Here is a 19,252-nt window from a genome sequence, read left to right as displayed (position 1 = left end):
GCGGCGGGCCAGCGCGTCGTTCAGGCGTCCCGCCGCTCGGCCGGGTCGACGGCCCGGTCGAGCACCCGCCCGCGGCCCGGCTCGGACAGGACCCGGCCGTCCTCGGCGATCACCTGCCCGCCCGCGATCGTCACCACCGGCCAGCCGGTGACGTCGAAGCCTTCCCACGGCGTGTAGTCGGAGCCGTGGTGCAGGTTCGCCTGGCGGATGGTCTCGCGCCGGTTCGGATCCCACAGCGTGAGGTCGGCGTCGAAGCCCGGAGCGATCGAGCCCTTGCGCGGGTAGAGCCCGTACAGCTTGGCGTGGTTGGTGGCGGTCAGCGCGGCGAACTGGTTGAGGCTGATCCGCCCTTTCGAGACGCCCTCCGAGAAGAACACCGGCAGCCGCGTCTCGATGCCGGGGATGCCGTTCGGGATCCAGCGGAAGGAGGTCTTACCCCGCGGGTTCAGCTTGCCCTGCGGGTCGTCGTAGCGGAACGGGCAATGGTCGGAGGAGACCACGTCGAAGATCCCGCGCCGGATCCCCGACCAGACCGCCTCCTGGCTCTCGACGTCCCGCGTCGGCGGCGAGCAGACGTACTTCGCCCCCGCCATGAGATCCTCCTGGCCGAGTCCCTTCATGTCCTCGGCCGTCAGCGTCAGGTATTGCGGGCAGGTCTCGGCCCGGATCTTCAGGCCCCGCGCCTGCGCCCAGGCGATCTGCTCGGTGGCCTCGCGGCCCGAGACGTGGACGATGACGATCGGCAGGTCGATCAGCTCGGCGTGGCTGATCGCCCGGTGCGCCGCCTCCCGCTCGACGATCTCGGGGCGCGACAGGGCGTGGCCGTAGGGCCTGGTCTCGCCCGCCCGCTCCAGCCGCTCGCTGAGGTAGCGGATCGCGTCGTAGCCCTCGGCGTGGACCATGACCCGGGCGCCCTGCCGCCGCGCGACGTGGAACACGTCGAGGAGCTGGCGGTCGTTCAGGACGAGGTCGTCGTAGGTCATGAAGACCTTGAACGAGGTGTAGCCGTCGGCGACCAGAGCCGGCAGCTCCTGGCCGAGCACCGCCTCGCTCGGGTCCGAGATGATCATGTGGATCGCCACGTCGACGTGGCACTGGCCCTCGGCCCGGGCCCTGTAGGCGTCGACCGCACCGCGCAGGGAGGCGCCCCGGGGCTGGAGCGCGAAGGGCATCACGCAGGTGTTGCCGCCGGCCGCCGCCGCCCGGGTGGCGCTGGCGAAATCGTCGGCCATGACGATGCCGGGGCCGGACTCCTGGGCGATGTGGACGTGGCTGTCGATGCCGCCGGGCAGCACCAGCAGGCCGGAGGCGTCGATCACCCGGGCCGCGTCGGCGATGCCCTCGGCCACCGCGACGATCCGGCCGCCGCGCACGCCGACATCGGCCCGGACCGTGTCGCTCGCCGTGACCACCGTGCCGCCCCGGATGGCAAGATCGAATTCGGGCATGCCGCTCACTCCTTCCGCGCCAACGGGCGCGCCGGGCCGATGCACGGTCCGCGCCGATTCGGGCGGACGGGGTCGGCGGGGCAGGAGGTCACAGGCGGCCGCGTCGGTCCATCCACCCGCGCCGCGCAGTGAGCCAGGGCCGCGCGACGCCGGAGAGCGGGGCGCTACCCTGGATCGCTTCGCTCCGCTCGCGAGGGCGGGTGTTCCGCGGGGTTCCGTGCAGAATCCCGGCCTACGGGCCGCGGGTTGGCCGGCTCGGCCGCCACATCCGCGGATCGAGCGCGCAGGCTCGACGGCGCCGCCGCGTGGAACTGCCGCCAGACGCGGCGCATGTGCCGGGCGGAGCCGAAGCCGGCCCGCTCGGCGATCCGCTCCAGGCCGAGATCGCTCCGCGCGATCAGGTCGCGGGCCAGCGCGACGCGGGACCGGTTGACCGCGTCCGTCACCGTCATGCCCGCGTGGAGCCGGAACAGCCGCGCGAGGTTGCGCGGGCTCGCGCCCACGAACCGGCCGAGCAGCGCCGGCGACCAGTCTCGGGCCGGGTCGGCGGCGATCGCGTCCTGGGCCCGGTGCACCGCCGGGTGCAGGTGGCTGCGCCCCTCGAGCCAGGGCGAGAGCTGGGGGTCGTCGGGCCCGCGCCGCATGTACACGACGAGCGCCCGCGCGACGGCAACCGCCGTCGCCGGGCCCGCCCACTCCGCCACGAGGTGCAGCATCAGGTCGATGCCGGCCGTGACGCCGGCGCTGCTGAACCGGTCGCGGTCCTGCACGAACAGGCGGTTCTCCAGCACCCGGGCCCGGGGCGCTGCCGCCCGCAGCCGGTCGCAGCTGGCGTGGTGGGTGGTGCAGGCGTAGCCGTCGAGCAACCCGGCCCGCGCCGCCAGTAGCGCGCCCTCGCAGACGGTCGCGACGGTGTGGCCCGGCCGGACGGCGCCGCGCAGCCACGCGACGATCTCGGCCTCCGCGTCGGCGTCGGCCGCCCGGTCCGGCGCGTCGCCGAGCACCCGCGTCGCGGAGCCCGGCAGGAGCACGACCGTCCCGTCGGCCACCGTATCCGGCAGAGGTCCGGCCCCGCCCAGGTCGAGCCCGATCGAGCAGCGGGTGAGCGCCCGCGGCGCCGCGTACGCCACCGCGAAGCCGACCCGGTCCTGGACGGTGCCGGCGATGCGCAGGACCTCCAGCGGGCCGGCGAGGTCGAGCAGCAGCGCGCGCGGCGGCAGGACCACGAGGACCGGGATGTGCCGGGCCGCCCCGCTCACGCGGCGACCGGCAGGTCCGGGCCGGCCAGCGCCTGATCCACCGTGGCGATCCGGGCGAACCGGTCGGCCAGCACCAGCTCGGTCCGGGCCTTGATGTCGTCGGCGCCGAAGCGGCGGCCGTCCGGGTGGGTCATGGCGAAGGTCAGGGTGGCTTCCGTCACGTAATCGACCTGCCAGCCGCTGTCGGAGGCGTGGCGGGCCGTGGTCTCGCAGCACTGCTCGGTCCGGATGCCCGACACGATCAGCCGGCGGATGCCGTGCTGCGTCAGCCAGCCCGACAGGCCGGTCTCGACCAGGGCGCTGTGCCGGCGCTTGTGGAAGGTGGCCGTCGGCGCGATCACGACCGGCTCGAGGGTGCGGACGAGGCCGGAGGCGATGGCGAACGGCCCGCTCTCGGCCACGTGGAAGACCTGCAGGACCGGGATCTGCCGCGCGGCGGCGCCGTCGATGAGCGCCTGCAGGCGCTCGGTGAAGGGTGGGACATCGGCGTCGTTCCAGAAGGGCCTGTGCCGGAAGGATTCCTGGACATCGATGACCAGCAGCGCAACATCGGACATTTCGTGTCTCCCGCTCGGTGAAACGAGCCGCAGCATTCACCGGTGCGACGTGGCGGGAAAGAAACCGCACCGCCAACCAGCGGACAGATCCGGCCATTCTCAGGCGAACAGGAGCCGCGCGTGACGGACCATCCCAGGACGATCTTCGTGCTCACCGGGGCCGGCGTCTCGGCCGAGAGCGGGCTCGGCACGTTCCGGGACCGCGGCGGGATCTGGGCGCGGTTCGACCCGATGAAGCTCGCCACCCCGGAGGCCTACGCGGCCGACCCTGACACGGTGCTCGACTTCTACGACCATCGCCGCCGCGGCGTGGTCGCGGCCGAGCCGAACGCCGCGCATCGTGCCCTGGCGCGGGCCGAGACGCGGATCGTCGCGCGGGGCGGGCGGCTGTTCCTGTGCACGCAGAACGTCGACGACCTGCACGAGCGGGCCGGCTCGCGGGCGATCACCCACATGCACGGCGAGTTGCTCAAGGCCCGCTGCTGCGCCTGCACCGCTGTCACGCCGTGGCGGGCCGACCTCAGCCGGGCAGACAGCTGCCCCGCCTGCGGCGCGGTGGGCCGGATGCGGCCGGACGTGGTCTGGTTCGGCGAGATGCCGATGCACCTCGACGCGATCGAGGCGGCGCTGGCCGAGGCCGACCTGTTCGTGGCGGTGGGCACGTCGGGGGCGGTCTACCCGGCCGCGGGCTACGTGCGGCAGGCGCGGGCCCTCGGCATCCCGACCTGCGAGGTCAACCTGGAGCCGTCCGACAATGCCGACGCCTTCGACGATGCCCGCTACGGGCCGGCGAGCGCCGCGCTGCCGCGCTACCTGGCCGAGCTCGGCCTCTGAGGCGGGCGCGGGACCGGCGGCGCGGGTCCCGCGCGGGGATTCGTGACGGGCCGCGGACAGGCCCGACCGCGCGGCGCTCGCCGTCGATCCTGCCAAGCCATTGTCCGAGTAGATCTTTTCGATCCGTGACCGGCCGGCCCGGGGCAGGATCAAAATCTTAAATGACGCGAATCACATCGGCGCGAGCTGTCAAGAACTGGTCGGGCAGTTGCCCACGGGTTACAACAGTCAAGCTCGGGATCGGCGTCGCGGCCTACCCGAGCGTTCGTTGAAGCCACAAGGGGAAGCGACTACCCATGCAGCACTTCACCGTAACCGACCGCGAGCGTGACACCGTCCTGGCGGCGCTGCGCTACTACCAGTTCTACCGGATGCAGGGTCACCCGTTCGACCCCCGTCAGGATCACCTGATCGACACCATCGCCGGCCGGGCCGGCGAGGCGTTGGATCTCGCCGAGATCGACGATCTCTGCGCCGGCCTGAACGGCAACCCGCACGCGCTCGCGGCCGCGGCGGCCTGAGGCACCTTCCGGGGCGGCCGAGGCCGCCCGTCACGACCCCGCGGTCGGCCTAGGGACGGGGCCGGAGGACGGGCAACCTCCGAGATGAGCGGGCCACCGCCGCCGGAGCGAACCTCCCTCACCGGGGCCGGGCTTCGCGCCCAACGACACCGTGCCGACGCGCATCCGGGCCTGCCCCGCGGCGCGTCGGTCCGACGGGCGGGTCCGCGCGGCGGGCCCCCCGAAAGGCCGGTTTCGCGCGACGTCGAAACGTGGCCTAACGGATGCGCGACGGCCGCAGGGCCGCGCCTTCCGGGAGCGCCGAGGCCGATGATGCGGACGGGTTCGCGACGGATCCGCCGCGGCGTGCTGCGGAGCGCCGGCCTCCTGCTCCTCGGGCTCGCGCCCGCCACAGCCGAGCCTGTTCAAGCTGCGCCCGATAGCGTCGCCACCGCGCTGGTCGTCTCCGTGGACGTGTCGCAATCCGTCGACGACGCGCGCTTCCGGCTGCAGATGGAGGGCATCGCCGAGGCCCTGGAGGATCCGTCGGTCCTCGGCGCGATCACCGGCAATCCGGGCGGGATCCTGTTCGCGATGGTCACCTGGGCGGACCGGGCGAACCTCGCGGTCGGATGGCGGCGGATCGCCGGCCGCGCCGACGCCGCGGCGGCCGCGGCCCTAGTCCGGGCCACCCCGCGGCAGGCGGGCGAGTTCACCTGCCTCGGCCAGATGTTCCGCACGGTGACCGCCGCCGTGCTCCCGGCGCTGCCGGTCCCGGCCGAGCGCGTGGTGGTCGACGTCTCCGGCGACGGGATCGACAACTGCACCGACGCCGACAGCCTCACGGAGGCGCACCGGTCGCTGCTCGACACCGGCGCGACGGTCAACGGCCTGCCGATCCTGGTGCCGGGCGAGAACGACGTGGTCGGGGCCGGCGCCTACCGGGCGCCCGGCTATGGCCTGCTCCCGACCCCGCTGCCGCAGGAGCGGACGAGTCTGGAGCAGTGGTACCGCGCGCACGTCATCGGCGGTCCGGGGGCGTTCCTGCTGGCGGCCGCCGGCTACGGCGACTTCTCGCGGGCGCTGCGGCGGAAGTTCGTGATCGAGATCAGCGCGCTGGCTCGGTAGGGGCAGGGCCGGACCGACCCTGTCCAATCCTCCTCCTCGTCCTGACTGAGGTGATTGCGCGGCGAGGCCGCGGAGGAGGGCTCCGGGGACAGCGCGGCCTCTGGACGGGTCCTTCGAGGCCCGCGCTGCGCTCCGGCGCCTCAGGATGACGGTGCGGGTTGGATCAACGGCGATGTCGAGGCGCGGTCACCGAGCCTCCGGCCTGTTCCGCCAAGCTCCTCACGGCGCCTTCTTCATCTGCTGCTCGGCGCGGGTGAGCGCCGCCTCGCAGCCCTTGGCGTCGCCCTTCTGATCCGCCGTGCGCGCCTCTTCCAGGGCGACCTTCGCCTGCTGGGCGGCGTCCGCGCCCTGGCCGGCCTGGGCCGCCTTCTCCGGGGGGGCCTGCGGCGACTCGTTCGCCCGCTGCCCCTCCGTCCCGGTGAGCCCCTCGCCGCCGCGCTTGGCGGCGTTGCCCTGGCCGCTGGTATTGGCCGAGATCGACTGGCTCACCTCGGACTGGACGCGCTTCGACATGCTGTCGATCCGGTCGCCGCAGGGCGAGGCGAGGGCGGGGACCGCCGTCAGGATCAGGGTCAGGCAGGCCGTGAGGGCGGGACGCATCATCGGGTCGGGTGCTTTCCAAAACATGGGGCCGCGGGTTCCCCCACGGCCCCAACGTCTCGCGACGGGTGACGGTTCAGGCGCTCAGCTGATCGCGGATCGGCAATTGCCGGACCCGGCGGCCAGTGGCCGCGAAGATCGCGTTGGCGATGGCCGGCGCCACCGGCGGCACGCCGGGCTCGCCGACGCCGCCGAGCGGCCCGTCGTAGCTGCCGGTCGGCACGAGGTGCACGCGGACCACCTTCGGGGCGGCGTCGATCCGGAGGACCTCGTAGCCGTCGAAGTTGTTCTGCACCGCGCGGCCCTGCTTGAAGGTGATCTCGGAGGTGAGGGCGAGCCCCATCCCCATGACCACCGCGCCCTCCATCTGCGAGCGGATGCGCTCCGGGTTCACCTGCGGCCCGCAATCGACCGCGATGTCGATCGCCTTCACCTGGACCTGGCCCTTGTCGTCGACCTCCACCTCGGCCGCCACCGCCGTGTAGGTGACGAAGCTGTAGTGGCCGGCGATGCCCAGGCCGGTGCCCTTGGGCATCTGACGCCCCCAGCCCGCGCCCTTGGCGGCCGCCTCGATCACGCCGCGCAGGCGGCCGGTCTCGATCGGGTAGCGCTTCGGATCCTCGCCGTAGTTCCAGACGTCGCCGATCTCGGTCGGGCTGATCTTCCGGTCGGGACCGATCAGCTCCAGCAGGTACTCCTTCGGCTCGCGGCCGGCGGCGTGCGCCAGCTCCGACACGAAGGACTGGATCGCGAAGGCGTGCGGGATGTTCGACACCGAGCGGAACCAGCCGATGCGGACATGGGCGGCGGCCTCGGGGTTCTCGAGCCGCATGTTCGGGATGTTGAGCGGCGTGTTGACCAGCCCCATCCCGAGCTCGAACGGCAGCTCGTGCTTCGGGTCCGGCGCGAAGATCGAGCCGATCGTCGGCGCCACCGAGCGGTGCAGCCACGCCACCGGCATGCCCTTGTCGTCGAGGCCGGCCTCCAGGTGCTCCACCGAGATCGTGTGGTAGAAGCCGTGGTGGAGGTCGTCCTCGCGGGTCCAGGCGAGCTTCACCGGCGCGCCGCCGACGGCCTGCGAGCAGAGCGCCGCCTCGACCACGTAGTCGGGCTTGGACTTGCGGCCGAAGCCGCCGCCGAGCAGCGTGACGTTCACCTTGACCTTGTCGTCGGGCAGCTTGAGCGCCTTCATCAGGCGGTCGTTGGCCGCCTGCGGACCCTGGACGCAGGCCCAGGCCTCGCAGAACCCGTCCTTCACGCGGGCCACCGCCGCCGGGGGCTCCATCGGCGCCTGGGCGAGGTGGGGCACGAAGTACTCGGCCTGGACCTTGGTCTTGGCCTTGGCCAGGGCGCCGTCGACGTCGCCCTGCGTGCGCACGACCTTGCCGGGCTTGCGGGCCGCGGCCTCCAGCTCCTTGCGGAACGCGTCGGTGTCGTAGCCGGCGTTCGGGCCGTCGTCCCAGGTGATCTTGAGGGCGTCCCGAGCCTTCATGGCCGCCCACGTGTTCTTGGCCACGACCGCCACGCCGCCGAGCGGCATGAACTCGGACGGGATCTCGCCGCCGTCGATCTTGAAGATCTTCACGACGCCCGGGACCTTCTTGGCCTCGCCGTCGTCGAACGACTTCACCTTGCCGCCGTAGACGGCCGGGCGCGCGACGACCGCGTAGAGCATCCCGTCGAGCTTGGTGTCGAGGCCGTAGACGGCCTTGCCGGTGGTGATGTCGAAGTTGTCGATCAGCCCGATCTTGCCGGTGCCGATGTAGCGGAAGTCCTTCGGGTCCTTCAGCTTGACGTCGGTGGGCACCGGCAGCTCGGCGGCGGCCTGGGCGACCGCGCCGTAGCCGAGGGTGCGGCCGGACTTGGCGTGGGTCAGCGTGTGGTTGACGGCCGTGACCTCGGAGGCCGGCACGCCCCACTGCTTGGCCGCCGCCTGGATCAGCATCAGCCGCGCGGCGGCGCCGGCGTGGCGGAAGTGCTGGAAGAAGTGGCGGGTCGAGCGCGAGCCGTCCGTGTCCTGGTTGCCGAAGCGGGTCTCGTCGCCCCAGGCCTGGACCACCTTCACCTTCGACCAGTCGGCCTCCAGCTCGTCGGCGACCGTGAAGGCCACAGAGGTGCGGATGCCCTGGCCCATGTCGGAGCGGTGGTTGGTCACCGTGACGGTGCCGTCCGGCGCGATGGCGACGAAGATCTTCGGATCGTCGCGCCAGCCGTGCGGCATGCCGTCGGCGCCGAACTTCTGCTCCTTCTGCTCCTGGGTCTGGGTCTCGTCGGCCCGGGCGGGGCGCAGCGAGAGGGCCAGAACCAGGGCGCCGGCGCCGCCGAGGATGCCGCGGCGGCTGACGTTGTCGAGGGCCGGCCTGGTGCCGGCGGCGCGCTCGGCGCTCAGCTTGGCGTCGTGGATCACAGGCGCTCTCCCTTGCTGGCGGGCGCCGGCTGGCCGGCGGCCTGATGGATCGCGGCGCGGATGCGCGGGTAGGTGCCGCAGCGGCAGATGTTGCCGCTCATCGTGGTGTCGATGTCGTCGTCGGTGGGCTTGGGCGTGTCCTTGAGGAGGGCGGCCGCCTGCATGATCTGGCCGCACTGGCAGAAGCCGCACTGGGCGACGTTCTGGTCGCGCCACGCCACCTGCACGGGGTGGTTGCCGTCCGGCGACAGCCCCTCGATGGTCACGACCTCCTGGCCCGCGGCCGCCGAGACCGGCGTGATGCAGGCGCGGGTCGCCGCGCCGCCGAGATGGATGGTGCAGGCCCCGCAGAGCGAGACGCCGCAGCCGAACTTGGTGCCGGTGAGCCCGAGCTCGTCCCGCAGGTACCACAGCAGCGGCATGTCGGGGTCGCCGTCGAAGCTGCGCGCAGCCCCGTTCACGGTGAGTTTGATCATCGTTGCGTCCTGTCTGGCGGCGCCGGAGCGGCGTTCAGTCGGGTCCGAGCCGGGCCGGGGGCCACGACCGGCTTAGCCGGCTCACGTTCCCCGTTGCGGACAGGCCGCGGGGCGAACGCTCAAGCTCAGAATAATAAATATTCTAAGGCACGCGGCGGGGTGGGCGCAACGCGGGGAGGCGGCCGGTCATCCCGGAGCCTCTGCGCGCGGGACATGCCGCGTGCGGCGGCGCACATGGGCGACCATCTACAAGTAGACGAAAGTCGGCCGATTCAGGCCGACGGCCCTGTCCGCTCGGCGCCCCGGGACCGCGCCCCAGCCGGGGCGCTGCGCGCGATGACGGGCGCCCGCTGCCGATCTCCGTCGAGCCGGCAGAGCAACCCGCGGCAGTCGTGTCGGCGCCGGCTCCGGAACTGTCCCGCGGCTGCTCGGGCCAGTCGACCGTGTCGCGGCAGCCCCTGTGCCGTCCGCGTGGCACAGCGCGCTCGGGCGGACCGGGACAGGGCCACCGCCGTCCGGATCTCGGATGATCAGGACGCGGGTGCCGACGACCGTGGCGGCGCGGCCCTCAGACCGTCACCTGCGTCCCAACCTCCACCACCCGCCCGGTGGGGATCTGGAAGAAGTCCGTGGCGTCGTTGGCGTTCTTGGCCAGCGTGATGAAGATCCGGTCCTGCCAGAGCGGCATGCCGGAATGGGCGGCCGGACGGATCGAGCGGCGCGACAGGAAGAACGACGTCGCCATGATGTCGAACTTGAAGCCCTGGCGGCGCAGCAGCACCAGCGTCTTCGGGATGTTCGGCGTCTCCATGTAGCCGAACTTCATCACGACCCGGTAGAAGTGCGGGCCGACCGGCTCGATCCGCACCTTGTCGGCCTCGTTGGAGCGCGGCGTGTCCACCGTCTCGACGGTGAGGATCACGTTCTTCTCGTGCAGCACCTTGTTGTGCTTGAGGTTGTGCAGGAGCGCCGCCGGGGCGATCTCGGGATCGCTCGTCAGGAACACCGCGGTGCCGCGCACGTGGTGGGGCGGGCTCTTCTCCAGCATCCCGACCAGCTCGACCAGCGGCACGTCGGTCTTGCGGGTCTTGTTGAACAGGATCGTCACCCCGCGCACCCAGGTCCACATCAGGATGATGAGGCCGCCCGCGAGCAGCAGCGGCACGTAGCCACCCTCCACCACCTTGATCAGGTTGGAGAGCAGGAACAGGAACTCGAGGACGATGAAGGGCAGCATCACGGCGGCGGCCGCCACCGGCGACCACTTCCACATGCGCCACATCACCAGGAAGGTCAGCGAGGCGGTGAGCAGCATCGTGCCGGTCACCGCGATGCCGTAGGCCGAGGCGAGCGACGACGAGGTCTTGAACAGCACCGCCAGCAGCACGACGCCGAACATCAGCAGGGCGTTGATCTGCGGCAGGTAGATCTGGCCGGCATGCGACTCGGAGGTGTGGCGGATCTCCAGCCGCGGCAGCAGGCCGAGCTGGATCGCCTGCCGGGACAGCGAGAAGGCGCCGGTGATCACCGCCTGGCTCGCCACCACGGTGGCGATCGTGGCGAGCACCACCATCGGCAGCAGGCCCCAGGCGGGCACGAGCTGGAAGAACGGATCGGCCGTGTCGGGCTTCTCCAGAACCAGGGCGGCCTGGCCGAGATAGTTGAGGGCCAGCGCCGGGAAGACGAGTCCGATCCACGCCACCTGGATCGGCTTGCGGCCGAAATGGCCGAGATCGGCGAACAGGGCCTCCGCCCCGGTCACCGCCAGGAACACCGCCCCCAGGGCGATCAGCGCGCCGCTGCCGTGGCCGAGCAGGTAGTGCACGGCGTGCCAGGGATTGAGCGCGCGGAACACCTCCGGGTGCAGGCCGATGTGCGGCAGCGCCGCGAGCGCCATCGCGAGGAACCACACGATCGTCACCGGCCCGAAGAAGGCCGCCACCTTCCCGGTCCCGCGGTTCTGCACGAGGAACAGCGCGACGATGATCACCACGGTGATCGGCAGGACGTACTCGTCGAGGGCGGGCGTGACGAGTTTCAGGCCCTCCACCGCCGACAGCACCGAGATCGCCGGGGTGATCACCGCGTCGCCGTAGAACAGCGAGGCGCCGAGGAGCCCCAGCATGAAGACGATGCGCGAGCCGCCGAGCGCCTTCCGGGCCAGCGCCATCAGCGAGAGGATGCCGCCCTCGCCGTTGTTGTCCATGCGCAGCAGGATCGCGACGTACTTGACCGTCACGATCATGAAGAGGGCCCAGAGGATCAGCGAGACGGTGCCGATCACCTCCTCGGGCAGCAGGATGCCGTCGGTCCGGGCCGGGACCAGCGCCTCGCGGAACGCGTAGAGCGGGCTGGTGCCGATATCGCCGTAGACGACGCCGACGGAGCCGACCAGCAGCGTCCAGAAGCCGGCATGGCCGTGCTGGGTCTCGGCCTTCTCGGGGGCGTCCAGGGTGCCGGAGGTGGCCGGTCCGTGGGTCGGCGCCGGAGCGCCGGTCGCGTCGGCGGCCTGGTCGGCCGCGCGCGCTGCGTCGGGGGCTGCGGGCGCGGGCTGGGGGGCTACGCCGGGTGCGAAGGTGTGGCTCATGCGGATGTCGGAAGCTCGGGCGTGGCCGGCGCTTCGCGGTTCGGCTCAGGGGCCAGTCGGGGCCGGGCAGAAAACGCGAAGACTCCGCCGAACCGTGCGGGCCGGCCACCGGGCCGACCGCTCGCGGGATCGTGCGGCCTTGCTATCATGCCCTCGTGCGCCCGGAAACCGTGTGCGCCTGCGAAGATCGCGGAGCTGGGTCTCGGCGCGGCGGGCCGCCCCGTCAAGGTCGACGCGACGCGCCTTTCGGGCACGGCGCGCCCGGGATCCGGACCCGCCCGCGGCGACCCGGAATCGCGGTCCGGGTCGCCGCGTCCTCCGTCGCGGGGGGGCGTGCTCGTCGGCCCGCCCCGCTCCTCACTCGGCGGCGGTGCGGGTGCCGCCCTGCTGGCCGAATCGGCGCTCGATGTAGTCGATGACGATCGTCTCGAAGTCCTTGGCCAGCGTCGGGCCGCGGAGCGTCATCGCCTTCTTGCCGTCGATGAAGACCGGCGCGGTCGGGGTCTCGCCGGTCCCGGGCAGCGAGATGCCGATATCGGCGTGCTTCGACTCGCCCGGGCCGTTCACGATGCAGCCCATCACGGCGACGTTGAGCCCCTCGACGCCCGGATAGGTCTTCTTCCACTCCGGCATCGAGGTGACGATCCAGTTCTGGATGTCGCGGGCCAGCTCCTGGAACGTGGTCGAGGTCGTGCGGCCGCAGCCCGGGCAGGCCGCCACCATCGGCACGAAGGTGCGGAACCCCATGGTCTGCAGGAGTTCCTGGCTGGCCTTGACCTCGACGGTCCGGTCGCCGCCCGGCTCGGGCGTCAACGAGTACCGGATCGTGTCGCCGATGCCCTCCTGGAGCAGCACGCCGATGGCGGCCGAGGCCGCCACGAGGCCCTTCGAGCCCATGCCGGCCTCGGTGAGGCCGAGATGGATCGCGTAGTCCGAGCGGCGCGCCACCTCGCGATAGACGGCGATCAGGTCCTGCACCGCCGAGACCTTGGCCGAGAGGATGATCTTGTTCTGCGGCAGGCCGAGCTCCACGGCGCGGTCGGCCGAGCTGATCGCCGAGCGGACCATCGCCTCGCGCATCACCGCGCGGGCGTCGATCGGCCGCGGCGCCTTGGCGTTCTCGTCCATCAGGTGGGTGAGCAGCTCGCCGTCGAGGGAGCCCCAGTTGGCGCCGATCCGCACGGTCTTGTTGTGCTTGATCGCCTGCTCGATGATCGACGAGAACTGCGTGTCCTTCTTGTCCTTAAATCCGACGTTGCCGGGGTTGATCCGGTACTTGGCCAGCGCCTCGGCGCAGGCCGGGTGGTCGGCGAGCAGCTTGTGGCCGATGTAGTGGAAGTCGCCCACCAGCGGCACGTGGACGCCGATCCGGTCGAGGCGCTCGCGGATCTTCGGCACCGCGGCGGCCGCCTCGTCGCGGTCGACCGTGATCCGCACGAGCTCCGAGCCGACCCGGGCGAGCTGGGCGACCTGCGCCACCGTGGCGTCGATGTCGGCCGTGTCGGTGTTGGTCATCGACTGGACGACGATCGGGGCGCCGCCGCCGACCGTGACCGCGCCGTCGCCCTCGCCGACCGTGACGCCCACGGTGCGGTGGCGCGGGGCGGGGCCGGCGATCTCCGGGCCGCCGCCGGCCAGCGGGTTGTCGGCGGGGATTTCGGAACGGGTGGCTTCCATGACTTCCATCGTGGACTTTCGCGGGCGCGCCTCGCGGGTGCCGGAGCCGTGACGGCTGCCGGGCCGGTCCCGGGGACACGCCTCGCCGGAACTTCGGGGCTGCCGCGGGTTAGCTGCGGACGACCCGGCGCCGCGTCAACCCGGCGCCGCGCGGGGCAGCATCGCGCAGGACAGCATCGCGGCTGTCATGTCGTATCCGGGCGCGGATGTCGAGTTTTCTGCACGTCCGGGCGGCGTCCGACGCGCCGCCGGCCGGTTTTCGTCGGCCGCTGTTGCCGATTCGCTCATGCCGACGCGGGTGCGGACGCGGGTGCCGGCGCGCGGCCGGGTGCCCCGTCGCGATCCCGGCGCATGGTTGATGCTGCATTGCAGCATCCCATCTGTGTTCCATCTATCGTGCGGATCAGGAGGCCGACATGAGCGAGCAATTCGGCGGCGCCGAGCCGCACAATCCCGCCACCGCCGTCCCCGAATCGCCGGTCACGGACGCGATCGACGCCCAGCCGGCGCAGGTGCCGGGCACCGCGCTGACCGGGCCCCGGTCCGAGAAGCCGGTGGCGCTGGCGCTCCAGGGCGGCGGCGCGCACGGCGCCTTCACCTGGGGCGTGCTCGACGCCCTCATCGAGGACGGCCGCCTCGGCTTCGAGGCGGTGACGGGGGCGAGCGCCGGAGCGATGAACGCGGTCGTCCTTGTGGATGGCTGGCTCAAGGGCGGCCCGGACGGCGCCCGCGAGGGGCTGGAGCGGTTCTGGCGCGAGGTCAGCCTCGACGGCGACCTGGGGCCGGCCCAGCGCAATCTCGTGAGCGGCCTGTTCAGCCTGTGGAAGGGCAATCCCGTGGCCGAGTTCTGGGCCAAGATGCTGGCGCCCAGCCCCTACGTGTCGAACCCGCTCAACATCAATCCGCTGCGCAAGGCGCTCGCCGAGCAGGTCGATTTCGACCGCCTGCGCGAGGCCGACACGGCGGGCCTGTTCGTCTCGGCCACCAACGTCTGGACCGGCAAGCTCGCGGTGTTCGAGCGCGAGCGCCTGACCGTCGACCACCTGATGGCCTCGGCCTGCCTGCCCACCGTCTTCCAGGCGGTGGAGATCGACGGCGTGCCCTACTGGGACGGCGGCTATCTCGGCAACCCGCCGCTCTATCCCCTGCATCGCGGCGCCCAGACCCGCGACATCGTGCTCGTCCAGATCAACCCCGTGGAGCGGCGCGAGACCCCGCGCACGGAGGCGGAGATCCGCGACCGGCTCAACGAGATCACCTTCAACGCCAATTTGATGCGGGAATTGCGGGCGATCGACTTCGTCGATGGGCTGATCGAAGAGGGCATTCTCGGCCAGGGACAGTACCGCCGGGTCCTCATTCACCGGATTGACGGCACCGACGCCCTGGAGGACTACAACGCCGCCTCCAAGCTCGACGCCCGCTGGACCGTGTTCAAGCGCCTGCGCGACAAGGGCCGCGCCGCCGCCCAGGCGTGGCTCGCCGAGAACTACGAGCGGATCGGCCGGGACTGTACGGTCGACCTGCAGCAGGCGTATCAGTAGGTCGATCCTTTCCCGATCTGGTTCGTTGACGCGCCGGAACGTCCGCACCGGAGACCTGCCATGACGCTGCTGCGCCGCGAGGCCCTGATCCTGCTCGGTGCCGGTCTCGCCGGCGGCGCCCGCGCCGCCGAGCAGCCGGCCGGAACCGCGCGGGCGACGGATTTCGCCTTCGAGACCCCGGAGGGCGCGCCCATGCCGCTCTCCGCCTATGCGGGCAAGCCGGTCCTCGTGGTCAACACCGCGACGGCCTGCGGCTATGCCGGGCAGCTCGCCGGGCTCCAGACACTCTGGACGCGGTTCGGCGACCGCGGGCTCGTCGTGTTGGGCGTGCCGTCGCCGGATTTCGGCAACCAGGAGCCGCTGGACGGGCCGGCCATCGCGGAGGCGGCGCGGAAGAATCACGGCGTCACCTTCCCGCTCACGGCCAAGACCCGCGTGAAGATGCCGGGCGCCCATCCGTTCTACCGCTGGGCCGCGGCCGAGCGCCCCGCCGAGACGCCGCGCTGGAATTTCCACAAGTACCTGATCGCCCGCGACGGCACCCTGGCGGCGGCCTTCGCCACGCAGGTCGAGCCGACCGATCCGCGGGTCATCTCGGGGATCGCCGCCACCCTCGATCAGGCCTGAGCTCTTAGCCGGGCCGGCCTGCGGGATTAAACCGCCGGGCCGACGCGTTCACACCCTATGGCATCGGACAAGAACAAGCGCCCGGACCTCCTCGACCTGCTGGTGCCCCTGCGGCGCTACGCCCGGTCGCTCACTCGCGACACGCTGCGGGCCGACGATCTCGTCCACGACACGCTGGTGCGGGCCCTGGAGATGCAGGGCTCGCTCCGGCCGAACACCAATCTGCGCACCTGGATGATGACGGTGCTGCACAACGCCTTCATCGACGAGCAGCGCCGCCGGCAGGTCGAGGCGCGGCACGCCGACACGCTGGTGCGGATGACCGAGGACATGGCGCCGCCGGCCCAGGAGGGGCAGGTGCGCCTCGCCCAGATCCGGCAGGCCTTCCTGAAGCTGCCGGAGGAGCAGCGCGCCGCGCTCCACCTCGTCACCCTGGAAGGCATGGCCTACGCCGACGCGGCGGCCGTTCTCGGCATCCCGATCGGCACCCTGATGTCCCGTCTCGGCCGCGGCCGTGCGGCCCTGCGGGCCTTCGAGGAGGGGACACGGACCGACCGCGGCGCCGACGACGCGGAGACGGCCAAGGCACCCGAGACGCGGCGCGGGCCGCCCTCCACCCTCCGGCTCGTCGTCTCCGACGAGCCGCGGGAAAGGTCCGCCTGGCCTCTGCGACGCGCCGTCGGAGAGAGCTGAGCACGGAGCTGACGAAGGACCGGCACCCGAGGGCGCCGGTGCCGACTGACGATTGCGACCGGCGGATCGCCTCCGGGCACGCTGGATTCGAGGACTTCACGATGATCGATCCGATCACAGACGACGATCTCATCGCCTTCGTCGACGGCCAGATCGACCCGATGCGCCGTCTCGATGTCGAGGCGCATCTCGCGGCCAACCCCGCGGCCGCGGCCCGGGTGATGGCCGAGATGCACGATCGCGACGCCCTGCGGGCCTGCTTCGAGCGCGTTCCCGGGCCCGGGCCGGACCGGAACATGGTCCTGGCGCGCCGCTTCGACCGGAACCTGCGCTGGCGCCGCGTCGCCTCGCGGCTCAAGCGGGCCGCGGCCATCGCGGTGCTCGTGGGCGCGGGCTGGCTGGCCCACGACGAGATCGGCCGCTTCGGCGTTCCCGACACCCTGGCGGCGACCCCGGATCCGGCCCTGATCGCCGACGCGCGGCAGGCCCGGGTCGTGGCGCAGCTGCGCAAGAGCATCGGCGGCCAGGCCGACGACCCGGTCTACGACCGGGCGCGTCTCCGCTCGGCGACCGGCATCGACCTGCCGGCCCTGCCCGACGGCTGGCGGGTGCGCGACATCCAGGTCTTCCCCGCGCGGCACGGAACCGGGATCGAGGTCGCCCTCGAGACCGGCCGCTTCGGCGAGGCGTCGCTGTTCGCCACCCGCGGCATCCGCGGCGGACCCACGACGCTCATCACCGGTTCGGACGACGGCGACGTCGTCTCGTGGAACGCCGGAGACACCGCCTACGCCCTGAGCGGTCCGCGCAGCGACGCGGACCTGCGGCAGGCGGCGAGCCTCCTCGGCGCCGGTCCGGCGAGCCGCTGAGACCGCGCCGGACTCCCGCACGGGGCCTCGACAGGGCGCCCCGGCGGGTGCCAAAGATCGGCCATGCAGGCCGCGGATCCAGCACGGGACCCAGCAGGGGACGATGACGGGCTCGCAGCCCTGTTCGAGGCGGCGCGCGCGGTGCGCGCGCACGCGCACGCGCCCTATTCCCGTTTCCCGGTCGGGGCCGCGCTGCGCGACGAGGGCGGCGCGATCCACGCCGGCTGCAACGTCGAGAACGCCGCCTACCCGGTCGGGACCTGCGCGGAGGCCGGGGCGATCGCCGCCATGGTGGCGGCCGGCGGCCGGCGCATCGCGGCGATCCTTGTCTGCGGCGACGGCAACGGCCCGGTGACGCCCTGCGGCGCCTGCCGCCAGCGCATCCGCGAGTTCGCCGGGCCGGACACGCCGGTCCACGCCGCCGGTCCGGGCGGCGTCGCCCGCACCTTCACCCTGGCGGAGCTGCTGCCGGAATCCTTCGGCCCGGAGACGCTCGGTGAGTGAGGCGGCCGCCCGCGACGCCCTGCGCGCCGCCGGCTTCGCGGGTCCCTACGCCTGCGCGGTGGTGACCGGCACCGGCCTCGGCGGGATCGCGGCGGCCCTCACGGACGCGAGCGCCGTCGACTACGCGGCGATCCCCGGGTTTCCGGGACCCGGCGTCAGCGGCCATGGCGGCCGGCTGCACCGAGGGCGCCTCGCGGGGCGGCCGGTCCTGGTCTTCGAGGGGCGGGCCCACGCCTACGAGCGCGGTGACCCGGCGGCGATGCGGGTGCCGCTCGCCTGCGCCCGGCACCTCGGCGCCCGGCGCCTGCTGCTCACCAACGCCTCCGGATCGCTGCGGCCGGCGACCGGGCCCGGCAGCCTCGTGCTGCTCGCCGACCACATCAACCTCTCCGGGATGAACCCGCTGATCGGCGAGGCCAGCGACGCGCGGTTCGTGCCGATGACCGAGGCCTACGACCCGGACCTGCGGGCGCGGCTCCGCGCGGCGGCCGGGGCCTGCGGTGTGTCCCTGGGGGAGGGGATCTACGCGTGGTTCTCGGGCCCGAGCTTCGAGACGCCCGCGGAGGTGCGGATGGCCGGCCTCCTGGGCGCCGACCTCGTGGGCATGTCGACCGTGCCCGAGGTGATCCTCGCCCGGTTTCTCGGCCTGCCGGTGGCGGCGGTCTCGGTGGTGACGAACCTCGCGGCCGGCATCGCGGGCGGCGACCCGAACCACGCGGAGACGAAGGCGGTGGCGGCCCGGGCCGCGGAGGATCTCGGCCGCCTGGTCCGGGCCTTCGTGGCCGGCCTGCCCGACGGAGAGACAGCCGATGACTGATCCCGATGCCGGCGCGGTCGCCCGCCGGGCCCTGCCGCTCCTCGACCTCACCGATCTCGGCGAGACCTGCACCGAGACCAAGATCGACGTCCTCTGCCGGGACGCGAAGCGCGGCGGCGTCGCGGCGATCTGCGTCTGGCCGGGCTTCGTCGCGCAGGGCGCGCGGGCGCTCGCGGGCACCGGGATCCGGATCGCCACGGTGATCAACTTCCCCGCGGGCGGCGAGGACTGCGCCCGCGCCACCGACGACACCGCCGAGGCCCTGCGCGACGGCGCCGACGAGATCGACCTCGTCCTGCCCTACGGCGCGCTGCTGCGGGGCGAGGCGGCGATCGCCCGCGACATGGTCGAGGCCGTGCGCGACACCTGCGGGTCCGCGACCCTCAAGGTGATCCTGGAGACGGGCGAACTCGCCGATCCGGGGCGGATCCGGGAGGCCGGCCGGATCGCCCTGGAGGCGGGCGCCGATTTCCTGAAAACCTCCACGGGCAAGAGCCCGGTCTCGGCGACCCCGGAGGCCGCCGAGGCGATGCTGGCCGAGATCCGCGGCGGCGGCCGCCCCGCGGGCCTGAAGGTCTCCGGCGGCCTGCGCAGCGTCGCCGACGCCGCCACCTACCTCGATCTGGCCGACCGGCTGATGGGCCCCGGCTGGGTGAGCCCGAGAACCTTCCGGCTGGGGGCGAGCAGCCTGTTCGAGACCCTAATGCGGGCGCGGACGCTGTGAG

18 protein-coding genes are annotated in these 19,252 nt (G+C 72.7%); 10 read left to right on the top strand and 8 right to left on the bottom strand.

The features are described from left to right. Positions 1-20: 20 nt before the first annotated feature. The 3 genes from hydA to ACTJK8_RS15050 all read right to left on the bottom strand — a co-directional run bounded on the left by hydA (position 21) and on the right by ACTJK8_RS15050 (position 3,264). Positions 21-1,448, bottom strand: a complete 1,428-nt coding sequence (gene hydA / locus ACTJK8_RS15060) for a dihydropyrimidinase (RefSeq protein WP_012320872.1) — start codon at positions 1,446-1,448, stop codon at positions 21-23. Between the two features lie 164 nt (positions 1,449-1,612). Further along, positions 1,613-2,707 carry a GlxA family transcriptional regulator gene (locus ACTJK8_RS15055; protein WP_116656490.1) on the bottom strand — a complete coding sequence of 365 codons (1,095 nt, stop codon included), beginning with the start codon at positions 2,705-2,707 and terminating at the stop codon, positions 1,613-1,615. Then, positions 2,704-3,264: an isochorismatase family protein gene (locus ACTJK8_RS15050; RefSeq protein WP_440762124.1), complete on the bottom strand. Its 561-nt coding sequence runs from the start codon at positions 3,262-3,264 to the stop codon at positions 2,704-2,706. The genes ACTJK8_RS15055 and ACTJK8_RS15050 overlap by 4 nt, the downstream gene beginning before the upstream one ends. Before the next feature lie 120 nt (positions 3,265-3,384). Between ACTJK8_RS15050 and ACTJK8_RS15045 the strand changes: the two genes are divergently transcribed. The 3 genes from ACTJK8_RS15045 (at position 3,385) to ACTJK8_RS15035 (ending at position 5,726) form a co-directional block, all read left to right on the top strand. Then, positions 3,385-4,098 (top strand): SIR2 family NAD-dependent protein deacylase, encoded by a 714-nt coding sequence (locus ACTJK8_RS15045; RefSeq protein ID WP_440762123.1) that lies wholly within the window; start codon positions 3,385-3,387, stop codon positions 4,096-4,098. Positions 4,099-4,394: 296 nt separating this feature from the next. After that, positions 4,395-4,619 carry a hypothetical protein gene (locus ACTJK8_RS15040; RefSeq protein WP_012320868.1) on the top strand — a complete coding sequence of 75 codons (225 nt, stop codon included), beginning with the start codon at positions 4,395-4,397 and terminating at the stop codon, positions 4,617-4,619. Between the two features lie 312 nt (positions 4,620-4,931). Beyond that, positions 4,932-5,726: a DUF1194 domain-containing protein gene (locus tag ACTJK8_RS15035; protein WP_440762122.1), complete on the top strand. Its 795-nt coding sequence runs from the start codon at positions 4,932-4,934 to the stop codon at positions 5,724-5,726. Positions 5,727-5,945: 219 nt separating this feature from the next. On the opposite strand, the gene ACTJK8_RS15030 is transcribed toward ACTJK8_RS15035, so the two are convergent. From ACTJK8_RS15030 to ispG, 5 genes are all read right to left on the bottom strand, one after another. Continuing rightward, complete coding sequence (locus ACTJK8_RS15030) at positions 5,946-6,353, bottom strand: hypothetical protein (protein WP_012320866.1); 408 nt, start codon at positions 6,351-6,353, stop codon at positions 5,946-5,948. A gap of 49 nt (positions 6,354-6,402) precedes the next feature. Then, positions 6,403-8,733 carry a xanthine dehydrogenase family protein molybdopterin-binding subunit gene (locus ACTJK8_RS15025; RefSeq protein ID WP_012320865.1) on the bottom strand — a complete coding sequence of 777 codons (2,331 nt, stop codon included), beginning with the start codon at positions 8,731-8,733 and terminating at the stop codon, positions 6,403-6,405. After that, positions 8,730-9,209, bottom strand: coding sequence for a (2Fe-2S)-binding protein (locus ACTJK8_RS15020; protein ID WP_012320864.1), 480 nt, complete (start codon positions 9,207-9,209; stop codon positions 8,730-8,732). Before ACTJK8_RS15020 ends, ACTJK8_RS15025 begins: the two co-directional genes overlap by 4 nt. 568 nt (positions 9,210-9,777) lie before the next feature. After that, complete coding sequence (locus ACTJK8_RS15015; protein WP_127992528.1) at positions 9,778-11,796, bottom strand: potassium transporter Kup; 2,019 nt, start codon at positions 11,794-11,796, stop codon at positions 9,778-9,780. Between the two features lie 357 nt (positions 11,797-12,153). Continuing rightward, positions 12,154-13,482, bottom strand: a complete 1,329-nt coding sequence (gene ispG, locus ACTJK8_RS15010) for a flavodoxin-dependent (E)-4-hydroxy-3-methylbut-2-enyl-diphosphate synthase (protein WP_024829055.1) — start codon at positions 13,480-13,482, stop codon at positions 12,154-12,156. 407 nt (positions 13,483-13,889) lie between these two features. Here ispG and ACTJK8_RS15005 point away from each other — a divergent pair, with 407 nt between their 5' ends. From ACTJK8_RS15005 to deoC, 7 genes are all read left to right on the top strand, one after another. Then, positions 13,890-15,017 carry a patatin-like phospholipase family protein gene (locus ACTJK8_RS15005; RefSeq protein ID WP_024829056.1) on the top strand — a complete coding sequence of 376 codons (1,128 nt, stop codon included), beginning with the start codon at positions 13,890-13,892 and terminating at the stop codon, positions 15,015-15,017. A gap of 60 nt (positions 15,018-15,077) precedes the next feature. Continuing rightward, positions 15,078-15,644 carry a glutathione peroxidase gene (locus tag ACTJK8_RS15000; protein WP_012320860.1) on the top strand — a complete coding sequence of 189 codons (567 nt, stop codon included), beginning with the start codon at positions 15,078-15,080 and terminating at the stop codon, positions 15,642-15,644. A gap of 57 nt (positions 15,645-15,701) precedes the next feature. Further along, a complete protein-coding gene (locus ACTJK8_RS14995; protein WP_012320859.1) occupies positions 15,702-16,337 on the top strand; it encodes a sigma-70 family RNA polymerase sigma factor in 636 nt (211 codons plus the stop codon). Between the two features lie 101 nt (positions 16,338-16,438). Continuing rightward, on the top strand, positions 16,439-17,206 hold the full coding sequence (locus tag ACTJK8_RS14990; RefSeq protein WP_012320858.1) for an anti-sigma factor family protein: 768 nt from the start codon (positions 16,439-16,441) through the stop codon (positions 17,204-17,206). Between the two features lie 63 nt (positions 17,207-17,269). Next, positions 17,270-17,710, top strand: a complete 441-nt coding sequence (locus ACTJK8_RS14985) for a cytidine deaminase (RefSeq protein ID WP_440762121.1) — start codon at positions 17,270-17,272, stop codon at positions 17,708-17,710. Then, positions 17,703-18,527 carry a purine-nucleoside phosphorylase gene (locus ACTJK8_RS14980; RefSeq protein WP_440762120.1) on the top strand — a complete coding sequence of 275 codons (825 nt, stop codon included), beginning with the start codon at positions 17,703-17,705 and terminating at the stop codon, positions 18,525-18,527. Before ACTJK8_RS14985 ends, ACTJK8_RS14980 begins: the two co-directional genes overlap by 8 nt. Further along, positions 18,520-19,251, top strand: coding sequence for a deoxyribose-phosphate aldolase (gene deoC, locus ACTJK8_RS14975; RefSeq protein ID WP_440762119.1), 732 nt, complete (start codon positions 18,520-18,522; stop codon positions 19,249-19,251). The genes ACTJK8_RS14980 and deoC overlap by 8 nt, the downstream gene beginning before the upstream one ends. The last annotated feature ends 1 nt before the right edge of the window (position 19,252 follow it).

The sequence above is a fragment of the Methylobacterium sp. 22177 genome (genome assembly GCF_052045615.1).
GTDB classification, from domain to species: Bacteria; Pseudomonadota; Alphaproteobacteria; order Rhizobiales; family Beijerinckiaceae; genus Methylobacterium; species Methylobacterium radiotolerans.
The sequence above is the reverse complement of the archived record's forward strand: the minus strand, read 5'-3'. Positions and strand labels throughout refer to the sequence as shown.